Annotated in this window: 9 protein-coding genes; 4 read left to right on the top strand and 5 right to left on the bottom strand. The window is 36.6% G+C overall.

Going from position 1 to position 14571, the window contains the following annotated elements; genetic code table 11:
• The first annotated feature begins 12 nt into the window (after window positions 1-12).
• From OZP12_RS00695 to OZP12_RS00710, 4 genes are all read left to right on the top strand, one after another.
• Entirely contained in the window at window positions 13-1383 is a 1371-nt protein-coding gene (locus tag OZP12_RS00695; protein ID WP_281227119.1) for an NADH-quinone oxidoreductase subunit N, read from the top strand.
• 410 nt (window positions 1384-1793) lie between these two features.
• Window positions 1794-2219 (top strand): ArsR/SmtB family transcription factor, encoded by a 426-nt coding sequence (locus tag OZP12_RS00700; protein WP_281227120.1) that lies wholly within the window; start codon window positions 1794-1796, stop codon window positions 2217-2219.
• Between the two features lie 100 nt (window positions 2220-2319).
• The gene (locus tag OZP12_RS00705) at window positions 2320-3036 is read left to right on the top strand and encodes a DsbA family oxidoreductase (protein WP_281227121.1); all 717 of its coding nucleotides are present in this window, start codon (window positions 2320-2322) and stop codon (window positions 3034-3036) included.
• Window positions 3037-3132: 96 nt separating this feature from the next.
• Window positions 3133-4119, top strand: coding sequence for a Gfo/Idh/MocA family protein (locus tag OZP12_RS00710; protein WP_281227122.1), 987 nt, complete (start codon window positions 3133-3135; stop codon window positions 4117-4119).
• Between the two features lie 40 nt (window positions 4120-4159).
• On the opposite strand, the gene OZP12_RS00715 is transcribed toward OZP12_RS00710, so the two are convergent.
• The 5 genes from OZP12_RS00715 to OZP12_RS00735 all read right to left on the bottom strand — a co-directional run bounded on the left by OZP12_RS00715 (window position 4160) and on the right by OZP12_RS00735 (window position 14376).
• Entirely contained in the window at window positions 4160-6577 is a 2418-nt protein-coding gene (locus OZP12_RS00715; RefSeq protein ID WP_281227123.1) for a glycoside hydrolase family 95 protein, read from the bottom strand.
• Between the two features lie 262 nt (window positions 6578-6839).
• A complete protein-coding gene (locus tag OZP12_RS00720) occupies window positions 6840-8789 on the bottom strand; it encodes a sialate O-acetylesterase (protein WP_281227124.1) in 1950 nt (649 codons plus the stop codon).
• 109 nt (window positions 8790-8898) lie between these two features.
• Window positions 8899-10401, bottom strand: coding sequence for a cellulase family glycosylhydrolase (locus tag OZP12_RS00725; protein ID WP_281227125.1), 1503 nt, complete (start codon window positions 10399-10401; stop codon window positions 8899-8901).
• A 129-nt stretch (window positions 10402-10530) separates the two neighbouring features.
• A complete protein-coding gene (locus OZP12_RS00730) occupies window positions 10531-12765 on the bottom strand; it encodes a glycoside hydrolase family 3 C-terminal domain-containing protein (RefSeq protein WP_281227126.1) in 2235 nt (744 codons plus the stop codon).
• Between the two features lie 30 nt (window positions 12766-12795).
• Window positions 12796-14376, bottom strand: a complete 1581-nt coding sequence (locus tag OZP12_RS00735; protein WP_281227127.1) for a GH39 family glycosyl hydrolase — start codon at window positions 14374-14376, stop codon at window positions 12796-12798.
• Window positions 14377-14571 lie beyond the last annotated feature (195 nt).

The raw sequence follows: 14571 nt of genomic DNA on the forward strand, positions 1-14571 counted from the left end.
AGCATAATATAAATGACAACATTAATAGCTATAGTAGGATTAGGTATTTTAAGCCTTGTATTTGAAATCTTTGATTTTAGAAAAGCGATTATTCCGGTAACAATTATTGGATTGTTGGCTATTCTGGGACTTACCGTGTCCGAATTTAATTCTCCTGGAAGTTACTATAACAATATGATTGTTGTAAATAAATTTTCGGTTTCTTTTTCTAGTCTATTCATTATATTGACAATCTTTTTGATAGCCTTGGGACATAGTTTTTACGAAAACCATCAAACCAAACTTTCTGATTATATTGCCATTAAAATATTCCTTTTATCCGGAGCTGTTGCTATGGTTTCATTTGGAAATTTAGCAATGTTCTTTTTAGGAATTGAAATCCTATCAATATCACTTTACGTACTTGCTGCAAGTAACAGATTAAATATAAAAAGTAATGAGGCAGGTATGAAATACTTCCTGATGGGATCATTTGCATCGGGAATTATTTTATTTGGTATCTGTATGATTTATGGAGCGATGGGATCATTTGATATCACTGAAATCAGCGACATGTCACAATCAGCCGAGTTACCAATTTGGTTCCCAATCGGAATTGTACTGATGACAATAGGAATGTTATTTAAAATCGCAGCCGTTCCATTCCATTTTTGGGCACCTGACGTTTATGAAGGTTCTCCAACTTTGACAACAGCTTTAATGAGTACTTTAGCAAAAGTGGTAGCAATCGCAACACTTTATAAATTATTGGCAGGCATGAATGCCGATATCAATTACTCTTTCCAAATTGTAGTTGTTATCATTTCCATAGCATCTATGACTGTTGGAAATATTATGGCGTTAAGACAGGTTAATGTAAAACGTATGTTGGCTTTTTCAGGTATTTCGCATGCTGGATTTATGTTAATGGCCTTATTGAGTTTAGCTAATTCTGCCGGAAGCTTATTGTATTACACTTCGGCTTATGCATTGTCAGGTATCGCTGCTTTCAGCGTGATATTATACGTTTGCAAAAACAGAGAAAACGAAGACATTGTAAACTTTCACGGTTTAGGAAAAACAAATCCATTATTGGCAGCCATCTTAACGGGATCATTACTTTCGATGGCGGGTATTCCAATTTTCGCAGGTTTCTTTGCTAAATTAGCATTGTTTAGCCAAACGATTCAAGCAGGGTATTTAGTAGTGGTTATATTCGCCGTAATCAACTCGATTGTAAGTGTTGGCTACTATTTTAAACTGATTTTGGCTATGTACACCAAAGAGTCGAATGAAGCCCGTACTGGAAAACCATTCTTGATTTATGCAGTTGCAATCATTTCAATTCTTTTGAATATAATTTTAGGATTGTTCCCTTCGTTAGTTTTGGATTTATTAGCATAGAATGAAACTGTATTTCTATAAAGTAAAGAACCAGTCAAATATTTGGCTGGTTCTTTACTTTTAAAAAAAAACCATCAATTAAATGAATTGATGGCATTTTCCCCCGAATCTAATTAAACCTAAAATTTATGTGAATAAATATTTATGATCTATTTTTATAAAATAACTATAAATATTATTTATATAAATCCCCCTACAAGTTTAATATTAGCGAAGATATCAAATACAAAATTCCCATTTTAACGTATTAATACGTGATTTACTGAAATTCTTTTCCAATAAAACTTTAAATACCCTAAAAACTAAATCTTCGCCAAAGTTATTGCTTCATAAGAGTATTAACAAAAAATACAAATAAGTCCTCTTGTCTCAAATATAATCGTTAAATTACGATATGAAACTAATGAGCTATGGGAACGACTAAAAGACAATATTTCGATCAGGAAACAAATGCGATCGCAGAAATCTGTAAAGCCTTGGGGCATCCTACCCGTATGCAAATTATGACTCTGTTATGGAAAGAAAACAATAGAACCTGTGGAGAAATAGTAGCACAAATCCCATTGGCACAATCAACAATTTCTAAGCATTTATCTGAATTAAAAAAAGCTGAATTGTTGAATATTAAAAATGAAGGAAAGAAAACCATCTACTCCATTGAAGTTCACAAAATTCAAGTGCTTAAAAAATATTTCTCCAATTATCTTTCTAATAAAACAGATTTAAATGAGAAGGAATCAATGGTACCTGATAGCGTTTCAAAAAAGAAAAAAGAAAACAATAATCTAAAACAATTTAACTACCAATTTCCAGATAAAAAAACTAAAGCGGACTGAATCATTCCTTAGTTAATTCACAATAAACTCTTAAAACAAAAAAGCTTAGAATCTTAATTTCGTAATTTTGCGATCTTAACAAATTTGACTTAGCCCAAAAATGGAAAATCAATTAAAAGTACAAATCTGGTCGGACGTAATGTGTCCGTTTTGCTATATAGGTAAAAGAAAAATTGAAGAAGCACTCACCCAATTTGAAAATAAAGATTCAGTAATTATTGAATGGAAAAGTTTTCAACTAGATTCTAATTTTGTTGCAACTCCCAATGAAACCATAGTAGATCATTTGGCAGAAAAATATAGAAGAGATACCGATTGGGCACAAGGAATGGTTGATAATGTAACCGAAAATGCGAAACAATCAGGTCTTGAATTTCATTTTGAAAAAGCTATTTTAGCCAATTCATTGAATGCACACCGATTAATGCATTTGGCAAAAAAACACAAACAATCCAGTCCAGTAAAAGAATTATTGTTCAAAGCTCATTTCACTGAAGGCAAAAATGTAAATGATTGGAATGTTTTAAAAGAAATTGGTCTGGAAGTTGGAATAGAAATATCCGAAATAGAACAACTTATTAATTCAAATGAATACACCAAAGAAGTTCTTCAAGACCAACAGGAAGCTCAATCACTTGGAATTACAGGTGTTCCTTTCTTTGTCTTTGATAACAAATATGCTGTTTCTGGAGCGCAACCAACAGAAGCATTTTTAAAAACTCTCGAAAAAGCTTGGGAAGAAGGAAAATTTGAGACTTCTATAAAAATTGAAAATACTGTCGCAACAAACAGCTGCACAATTGAAGGTTGTGAATAATTAATATTTGGTATAGGTTGCATACTTTATGTTTTTTAGGCTCTTGCCTCAACTTTAAACATTAAACTTTTAAACCAAAATACGAACTAAATAACCATGAATAACACTACTAAATTAGTCCGTTGGGGAATCATTGGGTGCGGAAATGTCACTGAAGTAAAAAGTGGCCCCGCCTATCAAAAAACCGAAGGATTCATAATAACGGCAGTAATGCGCAGAGATGCGGAAAAAGCTGCAGATTATGCCAAAAGACACAGTATAAACAAATATTACACAAATGCGGACGAACTCATCAATGACCCTGAAGTTGATGCCGTATATATAGCTACTCCGCCAGATACTCATAAATATTATGGTCTAAAAGTTGCCGAAGCAGGAAAACCCTGTTGTATCGAAAAACCTTTAGCCCCAAATTATCAAGATTGCCAGAATATTGTTGAAGCTTTTGCAGCAAAGAACATTGCGTTATTTGTTGCTTATTACAGACGATCACTTCCTCATTTTGAACAAATCAAAAAATGGATTGATTCTAAAACTATCGGTGATATAAGACACATCAGATGGCATTTGTCCAAGGCAGCAAACGACATTGACCTTTCCGGCGACTACAATTGGAGAACTGACATAAACATTGCTACAGGAGGTTATTTTGACGATTTGGCAAGTCACGGGTTGGATTTGTTCATTCATTATCTTGGACCGATAAAAGAAGTTTCAGGAATTAGCTTAAATCAGCAAGGACTTTATACGTCAAAAGATGCAGCTGTCGCCAACTGGCTTCACGAATCGGGGGTTACAGGTAGCGGAAGCTGGAATTTTGGTTCATTTGAAAGAGAAGATGTTGTTGAAATTTATGGAAGCAAAGGCAAAATCACTTTTTCAGTTTTCGAAAATGAGCCTATAATTCTGAAAACGGCAGATGGCGAATCGACACATTTTATAGAACATCCTGAAAACATTCAGCTTTATCATGTGCAACAAATGAGAGAACATCTTTTAGGAAACCAAACACATCCATCGAGCGGATCTACAGCTGCTCATACCAGTTGGGTGATGGATCAAATCATTGGAAACCCAATATAAACAAAAGAGGTGCTATTAAATCAGCACCTCTTTTGTTTTACTACCAGACTATTTTTAATTTCTGTCCTTTTTGCAAAGTGACACTTTGTTTCTTATCTCCACTAATAAGAGTCGTTTTTCCTCCCTTTTTAGAAAACACTGTGAGCGTTTTTAATCTTTTGGCACTCCATTCCATTGAAATTTCAAAACCTCCTCTGGCACAAATTCCCTTTACGTTTCCGTTCTCCCAGGCATCCGGCAAAGCAGGTAATAAACGAATTTCATTTTCATTAGACTGAACCAACATTTCGGCAACTGCAGCTGCGCCCCCAAAATTCCCGTCAATCTGAAACGGAGGATGCGCATCAAATAAATTAGGATAAGTCCCTCCTCCTCTTCTTGGCTTTTCCGTTTTTTTACCATCTGGATCAACATATCGAAGCAATTCACGGTACATTTTATAAGCACGATTACCATCCCAAAGCCTAGCCCAAAGGTTAATTCTCCAACCTTTTGACCAGCCGGTTGTTTCATCACCCTTAATTTCCAAAGTTTTTTTCGAAGCTTCAGCCAACTCTGGTGTTTTTAATACCGTAATATGATTGCCTGGAAAAAGTCCAAAAAGGTGCGATTGATGGCGGTGTTTTGGATCTTCATCTTTCCAATCAAAATACCACTCTTGTAAGTTTCCTTCTTTTCCTATTTGGTAAGGATATAATTTCGTAAGCGCATTCTCCAGCTTAGTTCTAAATTCAGTATCAGTATTTAAAACTTTAGATGCCGCAATCGTATTTAAAAAACATTCACGAATCATTGCCAAATCAGCAGTTCCTCCATATAAAGTAGCACCCACATAGCCATCAGGTGTGATAAATTTATTTTCAGGTGAAGTGGATGGTGATGTAATTAAATTTCCGTTTTTATCTTCTACCAGCCATTCTAAACAAAACTGGGCAGCTCCACGTAGAATCTCATAACCCTCTTTTTTCAAAAAATCTTTATCCTGAGAAAATAAATAATGTTCCCAAATATGAGTACTCAACCAAGCTCCAGCCATATTCCAACAAGCCCAATTGGTATCACCTCCTCCAAAATTTCCAACAGGATTGCTCATCGCCCAGATGTCTGAATTATGGGCTGCCGTCCAACCATTGACTCCATAAAATGTCTTGGCAGTAATTTTCCCGGTTTCGGATATGTTTTTAATGAAATGCAACAAAGGCTGATGTAATTCAGAAAGATTGGTGTTTTCTGCCAACCAATAATTTTCTTCGAGATTGATATTTGTGGTATAATTGCTACTCCATGGCGGACGCATATAGGGATTCCAAATACCTTGTAGATTGGCTGGAACACCTAATGTTTTGGAACTGCTAATCAGTAAATACCTTCCATATTGAAAATATAAAATCTCTAAATTTTTATCTTCCTTTCCTTCTGCATAGCGTAGTAAACGTTCGTCAGTAGGCAAATTAGGCGCTGTTGTTTTTCCTAAATTCAAACTCACCCGATTATAAAATTTTTGATAATCTGCAATATGGGATTTCTTCAAAATCCCATAGGGCTTTGCCATTGCTTTAGTTAAATTCTCTTTCGCAATAGCCTTAGCATTTAATCCTTCGGTAGCGGGATTTTTATCGAATCCATTAAAACTTGTCGCTATGGAAACAAAAATTATTGCTTCAGTAGCATTTTTAACACTTAAATTCGAACCCATTTTACTTATTGTCCCGTCTGTGTTTTTTACCTGAATTAAACTTGAAAAACGTATTCCTTTATTTTCATCAAACACAATTGGATTTTCTTCATTTACATAACTTGGAGCACTATGAACTGGAGCATATCCCTCTATCTGCATTAGATTCTCTTGGGTTGTAGCATTATATTTCAACAAACTCTCAAAGTTGATATCAAAATTAAGCCCTCCTTTTTTACTAGATGTGAGCTTGACAACCATAATTTTATCTGGAGCTGAAATAAAATACTCACGAGTAAAGTGCACACCTTCGATGACGTAACTCACTTTAGAAATGGCATCTGCGATATCCAATTCCCTGTAATAATCAGAATATTTCGCCTCTTTGTCTTTATAAAAATGAACAATATTCATTGTTCCCAAAGGTGCAAAAGACTCAGAAAACTTTCCTTGTAACTTTTTATTCAGTTCATCGGCCAATTTATAATTTTCGTTTTTCAATGCTTCACGAATGGCAGGTATGTTTTTGTAAGCTTCGGGATTCATATTGGCATTTACAGGCTCTCCCGACCAAAGCGTGATATCATTCAGATAAATTTTATCGGAATTGACACCTCCAAAGACAGTCGCGCCCGTCTTTCCATTTCCCAAAACCAGGCTTTCTTCAAAATAATCGGCAGGCTGTTTATACCATAAAACATGACTGGATTGTGCAACTATTCTCGCTCCAAAAGAAGAGAGAATAAAAACCAAAATAATTTTTGTTAAGAGACTCGATCGCATAGGTAAAGATTTATTTTTTAATTCCTAAAATTAAATGTTTTCCTTATTTAATGAATGGCTTTATAAATAAAATTTTTAAACGTAACCTGACCATCACCAACAGCAGAAAGCCCCAAACGAAGACTCATGAATCCGCTCAAAACATTATGGTTGAAAGAAGAAACTTCGGCTGAATTTTAGCGTTTTGCTGTTGTGCATGACTTGCAATCGACAAGAAAAAAATAAGTGACAGAATAGTTGTTTTCATAATTCAAAATCCAGATTACTTGCTCACTTTATATTTTTCGTTCGCCGTTAACATCTCCCAATTATCGGTTCTGAAAGGGGAAGCTGGAAATTTTTCTTTATTGAAAAGATTGATTTCCGTATCGTCGTCTGCCCAACCATAATGAACGGCAACCGGATTAGGAACGCTTTCGCATGAAACGATTACTTTATTGTCTTTGATTATCGCTTTCGCAGAATAAAAAACCTTATCGGCACCGGCAATTTCAAATCCTTTCAAACTCTCTGAATTATCAGAAGCTGATAATCCGCTGCCAATGTTACTAAAAGAAAGAAGTATTTGATTCCCTTTAATCTCCATCGATTTATACATTGGCCCACTGTAAACCATTTTCTTTCTGTAAACATTATTCAGGGCAATTGCCGCCAAACGTTTACCAACATCCTGTTTGTTTGTGGGATGAATGTCTTTTGCATTTCCAATATCAGTCGTTACAGCCATTCCGGTATTTGGTAATTGCAGTGTCTGGGTTTGCGCTTCACGAAGTTCAGCCCAACGGCTTCCTACTTTACTGTTTCCGTTAAACTCATTATAAGTCGATAACTGAACAAAGTAAAAAGGGAAATTACCTTGATTCCATTTGCTTCTCCAATCATTTATCATCAAAGGGAATGCTTTTTTATATTGATTGGCTCTCCAAACATTGGCTTCTCCCTGATACCATAAAACTCCTTGAAAAGCATACGGAATTAAAGGATTCACCATCGCATTATACAATAACGAAGGATAAGTGTTTGGCGAAATGGAAATTTTCACTTGTACTACATTAAATTTCCAAAGACCTTCAAGCGGCAAATTTGAATCTTTAAAATCAATTCTCAAATCGGCTGGATCGCCATAAATTCCGCCACCTCCGGTATAATCGGCAATGCGGACTGCTATTACGTTTTTACCTTCTTTTAAAACATTTTCGGGAATCTTATAAATTCTTTGCTTGTCCCAAAGATTATTTGTTCCAACCAAAACCCCGTTAACATACGTTTGATCTTCATCATCAACTTTGGACAAATATAAAACGGCTTCTTTTTTTGCTTGCTCAGCAGAAAGCACTATTGTTTTTCGCATCCAGACAACACCATCAATATTACCTAATTGCTGATTTTCCCATAAAGAAGGCACCTTTATTTCGGGCCATTTAGTATCCTGAAAATTTGGATCTTTAAACTGATCTTCATTTTCCATTGAAACATCAAAACCTTGTATTTTATTGATGTTGTCCAAAACTGATTTTTGATACACTTCAAATGCAGCCTGCATATCCACTTGGGGGACATTGGCAATCATATCTTTGAAGTAATCGCTTTTTTCAAATGCCTGGCGACTGGTCCAGGTCTCCACACAAGTTCCTCCCCAAGAAGTATTAATTATTCCGATTGGGATTTTTAATTCGGCATATAATTTCTTGGCAAAATAATAGCCTACTGCCGTAAAATTGCCAACAGTTTCTTTACCGCAAACTTCCCATTTCCCTTGTTTTAAATCTAATTTTGGAGTACCACTCATATCTTGGGCTACACCAAAATGACGAATCATTGGATAATTAGAATCGTTAATTTCTTCAGTAGCATTCATTGTTTTGAAAACCTGAAATTCCATATTGGATTGTCCGCTGCAAATCCAAACTTCACCAACTAAGACATTGGCAATGACGATTTTATTTTTACCGGTAATAATCAATTCAAAAGGGCCGCCCGCTTTTTCAGCATCCAGTTTAATCATCCATTTTCCGTTTTTATCGGCAATAATGGATTTCGTCTGTTTATTAAAATGGACTTCGACTTTTTCATTGGCGTCAGCCCAACCCCAAATCGGGATTGGCTTGTTGCGCTGCAAAACCATTCCGTCAGAGAACAGCAAAGGCATTCGGACATTGGCATTAACCATTGCGCCAAAAATCAGAAAAAGAAATATGATACTTTTTTTCATTCTTTCAGAGTTTCTAAGTTATTGAGATACTAAGTTGCTAAGACTCTAAAATACTAAGAATTAAAAAAACTTAGGACCTCAGAATCTCAGCAACTTAGAAACTTTAAAATTATTTCAATCCGTCTTGCAAAGCTGTCAATGCCTGTTGATCATAAACGGTATTATTGGTTCTATTGAACAAAGACATAGTGTTTGTACCCAAATTTCCAGCATCCCAGTAAAAAGGCAACATCCCATTGGCTTTGGCTTGTTTTACAACCGTCTTTAAAAAATATGCTCTTGAATTAAGATGCAAAGTCAAGGCATCTCCAGTCAAATCACGTCTAATGGCGCCAAACTCCCCTAATACAACAGGAATTCCTTTATCTACAAACTGCGATTTCATTGATTTGAAAAATTTTTCTAAATCGGCTTCTTCACCCCATGTTGGATTTCGAGTTAAATCAGTTGTGGAGTGATTAGTCGCTCCCCAATAATAAAACATTTTTCCCCAATCGGCATCTTTATCCATAAGGCAAAATTGATATGGCGTATAATAATGCACCTCAACCATCATTTTATTAGCAACATTATCCGTTGGCAAAGTCAGCATCAATTTATTTGTTTTCTCGATATCTGTTGTTGGTCCTTGAATAATCAGAGTACGATATGCATTTTTACCTCCCGTTGAACGAACTGCGTCTATGAAGGTTTGGTGATAAGATGTTAAAACCGACATTTGAGTTGCATTATCTACGTTTGGTTCATTGGCACTTGCAAAAAGCAAATGTTCATCAAAACCACGCAAATTGGTCGCTATTTGTTCCCAAAACGCTTTTTGTTTAGCATTGTTTTCTATTTTTTTGGCTTCGGTAACATTGTTTTCCAACCAACCACCGTCCCAGTGGATATTAACGATAACGTACATATCGTTATCGACGCAATACTGAACAACTTCTTTTACTCTGTTCAGCCAATCCGCTTTGATTTGAGCAGTAGTAGTATTGGCTAAATATTGATTCCAAGAACATGGGATACGAATCGCATTGAAACCATTTGCTTTGACCAAATCAATCAATGCTTTAGTAACTTTTGGATTTCCCCAAGCGGTTTCACCTCCAGTAGCTTCGAGCGTATTACCAATATTCCAACCCAATTTAATTTTTGCTGCCAAGTCGGTTGCACTATTAGCCATTCCGGTTGCATCAGCCGGGAGAGGATTTGTATTATAACTTGGGTATAAAGGTGCAACAACTATCACACCAAGTTGAGAAATTAAAACTTGTACCGATGCTGCTTCAGTTGAACTTACGGTTACTACTGCTGATCGCGATGAAGTGGATGCATTCGCTAACGCTTTAATACTTATCGTTACAGTTCCCGAACCTGAAGTCTGGCTCAACTGGATCCAACTCGCATCCGATGAGCTAACCGACCAAGAGCTAACAGTTCCTGAAATCTTAACGCTGGTTGTATTTTCATTACTATCAAAATCAATTTTGCTAGTATCAACCGTTAGTGTTTTCGCAGCAGGCTTCGGTTCTTCAGTACCCGAATCGGAACTGCAAGCCCAAATTCCAAGGGATACTGAGCATAAAAGAATGCTCAATATCCGATTAATTACTTTTTTCATTTTTTTGGTTTTGGTTTTTTGTTTGGTTTTTTTGGTTATTCCATAGTCAACACCAAAATTGAGGGCTGGCAATGGAATTATGCTTTAAGTAATTTTTCAGTAATCAACCACATTAGGCATATCGATTGCTTATTTGATAGTTACAATAACTTCTTTCTTAATATCACGTGAAGAACTTCCTAGTTTCAACTTATAGTTCCCAGGCTCCACTGTCCATTTTTTGGCCTCGGCATTATAATAAGCCAACTCTGCTACTGGAACTTTAATCGTTACCGTTTCCCATTTTCCAGCTTTGACCAATACTTTTTCAAAGCCTTTCAACTCTTGTGCAGCGCGAGTAATTTTGGAATCCGATTTAGACGCATACAATTGAACTACTTCTTTACCATCCACTTTTCCTGCATTTTTAACCGTTACAGAAACTGAAATTGTTTCATCAGTAGCGTATTCTTTTTTATCTGTTTTGGCATTATCGAAAGCAAATGTGGTATAAGACAACCCATAGCCAAATGGATAAAGGGGCTCAATCTTTTTGGTATCAAACCAACGGTAACCTACCAAAATTCCTTCGGCATAATTTACGGTTTTCCCGCCAGGGAAGCTGTTGGTGGCATGAGCTGGTGAATCCATTATGTTTTTTGGCATTGTCCAAGGCAATTTACCTGAAGGGTTTGTTTTTCCCAACAATACATCTGCCAAGGCATTTCCTCCTTCGGAACCATTGAACCAGCTCCATACCAAGGCTTTATTTTTTTTGCTAATAGCGTCAATATCAAAAGGGGCTCCTGCAATGATAACAACGATCGTATTTGGATTGACCGCCCTAACTTTATCAATCAATTCTTCTTGTCCAAACGGCAACTTCAAGTTTCTGCGATCGGAAGCTTCGGTTTCGTAATCACGGTTGGAACCTGCAAAAACAATTGCCATATCTGAATTCTTGGCTGCCTCAATGGCCTCTTCCAATTTGCTTGGATCTAACTGGTCGATTGTTACTGGACCGTTCATGGTTATATCCCCCATATTTCCCTTGTTTTTTACTTCATAACGTTCCAAATAACCTTCGGCATAATTGATTTTGATAGAACTAGGCAATCTGTTTTTCAAACCTTCCAAAGGCGTAATTTCTCTTTTGGTTTTTACACCAGCGCCAAATCCGCCCAAAGCATTTTTCTTGGTTGCATTGTTACCAATCACCGCAATGGATTTTATTCGATTCAATTTTAAAGGCAAGGCGTTGCCTTCGTTTTTCAACAACACCACTGCTTCCGAAGCAATTTTGTAGGTATCCTGATAATGTGCTTCAGTGGCAATGCTGCCTTTCACACGGTCTTCGCCTCCCATCGCTTTTACTTGAAATAAAACACCTAATATTCTTTTGACATGTTTGTCAATTTCTGTTTCCGAGATTTCGCCCGCCTTGACAGCGGCAATTAGTTTGTCGGCCAAGAAAAATTCATTGAACGGTTTTGGTGTTCCCATTTCGATGTCCAATCCGTTTTTCAATGATTTTACTGTCGAATGAACAGCAGCCCAATCAGAAACGACTACACCTTTAAACCCCCATTCGTCACGTAAAATGGTATTCAGCATATAATCGTTCTCGCATAAATAATCTCCCCTTAACTTGTTATAAGCTCCCATTACCGCATACGATTTTGCCTCTTTTACGGCAGCTTCAAAGGCAGGCAAATATATTTCCCGCAGGGTTCGTTCATCCATTTGAACGTCATAAATATCACGATTCGTTTCTTGGTTATTGGCAGCAAAGTGTTTAACACAAGCCATAACATCGTTGTTTTGAAGTCCAACAATCAATGGTACTGCAATTTTTTTGTTCAAAAAAGGGTCTTCCGACATATATTCGTAAGTTCGTCCTCCCAATGGAGTTCTCACAATATTGATGGCTGGCGAAAGCAACATGTCTTTGTCCCGGGCGCGCAATTCCTGCCCCACACTATTTCCGAAGGTATAAGCCATTTTTGCGTCCCAAGTTGCAGCCAAAGCTCCCGAAGCTGGATAATAAGTGGCAAAATCATTTGTCCATCCTGCTGCCGACCAGTTGTCACGAGAAATTTCTTCTCGAACACCCAAAGGTCCATCAGCCATTTTTAATTCTGGAATTCCCAATCGTTTTACACCTCCTGTTGCAAACATGCTGTTACCATGTAGCATACCAATTTTTTCTTCCAAAGTCATTTGGGCGACTAATTGGTCTATTTTTGCATCATATTTTGAACTCAAAGATTTTACAGGTTGGCTCGTATTTAACAAATTCATATTGTTAATTGTTTGGGAATTAGCACTGTATTCCATGAACAGTAACATCGAAAAAAAGGATAATTTGATTATTTTATTTTTCATAACAGGTAATTTTCGTCTTATTTTTTATAACTATTGCTTTACCAAATTCAGCAAAAGCACATCATTTTCATTTATTTTAAGATCCTTAGTGTAAATGCCTTTTGCATCTACCGTTATTTTTTCTGTTGCAATCGGTGCTCCGCTATTCTTTTGCTTCAGTGTAGTTACTTGCTGTTGAGAAAGCTGGTTCGGTTTATTCATACCTAAATAATCCGTGTAAACGTCATTCGTTTTGTATCCAACTTTGTATATCTCCAAATTATACTTCCCTTTTTGAAGTCCGGTTACTTCAATTTTTACGGTTCCTTTTGGTTTGGATGGTAAGTCCTTAATGTAATATTGCTGATTGTTTATTGAAGCTTCAGGGAGCGTATGAGTGAAATCCCAAAACAACAACTGAATATCCCCTTTTGCGTTTTTTGTTGCCCAAGAGGCAGTATCTTTATTTTGAAGTTCTGTTTCCCCTAATTTATTCAAAAGATAGTACGAGAAATAAGCCGGTTTCTTAATTCCCTGAGTATTCAGCAATCCGAATCCACCGTGAAAGGGTGTAAATCGCGGTCCTGCTTCTTCGAAAATATCGGTGAAAACCCAATATGACATTGAGTTTGGTGCATTGCCTACTTGTTTTAATTTTTGCAAAATATAAGCAGCCGAATGGTAACTATCGTGAATTGGATCAGCTGGCGTGTACGAAGAACTCCATTCTGTATAATGCAATTCCAAATTAGGTTTAGCCGAACTTGAAATTTGCTTGCGCGAATTAATTACATCACCACTAATACTTGACTCTTCTTTATTCAGGACAGTTCCCGAAGTTCCAAATTCATCTAAAAAACCTTGTTTTACACCGTAAGTATGAGTCGAAATAAAATCCAGCGGGACATTATTTTTATTGCAAAAGTCAATAGTTTCCGGTACCCAGGCTGCACCTGCCGTTGCGGGACCTCCCACTTTATAGACTGGATTTACACTTTTGATGGCTTTTGCCGTATAATCATAGAGTTTGAAATACTCTTCTTGCGTCCCTGTCCAAAACCCAGGCGTCAAATTCGGTTCGTTCCAAACTTCGAAATACCAGGTTTTCACTTCATCAGCTCCATAACGTTCGGTAAAATGTGTCGTTAAATTGCGGATTAAGTCTTCCCATTTTTTATAATCTTTTGGAGGAGTAACGTTTCCTCTCCACCAAAAAATGGTTTGGTTACCGCTTGCCAAAGCCGAAGGCATAAATCCTAATTCCACGAAAGGTTTCATCTTGATACTCAAAAGAAAATCGTACAAAGCATCGATATATTGATAATTGTATTCTGGATTTCCTTTACTGTCTTCTTTGTAAACTCCCATATCATCTGTCAATAAACCATGCATCCGAATGTATTTGAAATCGCATTCTTTCTTCACCATTGTGAGTTGCTGTTGCCAATCGGCACGTAAACCTTCATTGGCACGTCCGGCTCCAACACATTCTTTGAACATCGTGCTCATTTTCCCCGCAGATTTATTGTAATCGACTTTAATAATCCTGTTTTCAGCATTATTATTTTGTCCAAACAAATTGATATTGATTAAACAAATGAAGGCCAGTGATGTTAGTAAAATTCTTTTCATGAAAATGATATTTGCCATTTGATTTTTTATCCTTCCAGGTTTTGAAAACCTGTAAATATTCTATTTTTAGATAACATTTATTCCATATCGCATGTCATTCCGACGGAGGAGGAATCTCCGCTAGCAATTCCGCAATCATAATCTCCAATCTTTGTCGAGTTTCTAACGGAGATTCCTCCTCCGTCGGAATGACAA

Source organism: Flavobacterium aquiphilum (genome assembly GCF_027111335.1).
Classification (GTDB): domain Bacteria; phylum Bacteroidota; class Bacteroidia; order Flavobacteriales; family Flavobacteriaceae; genus Flavobacterium; species Flavobacterium aquiphilum.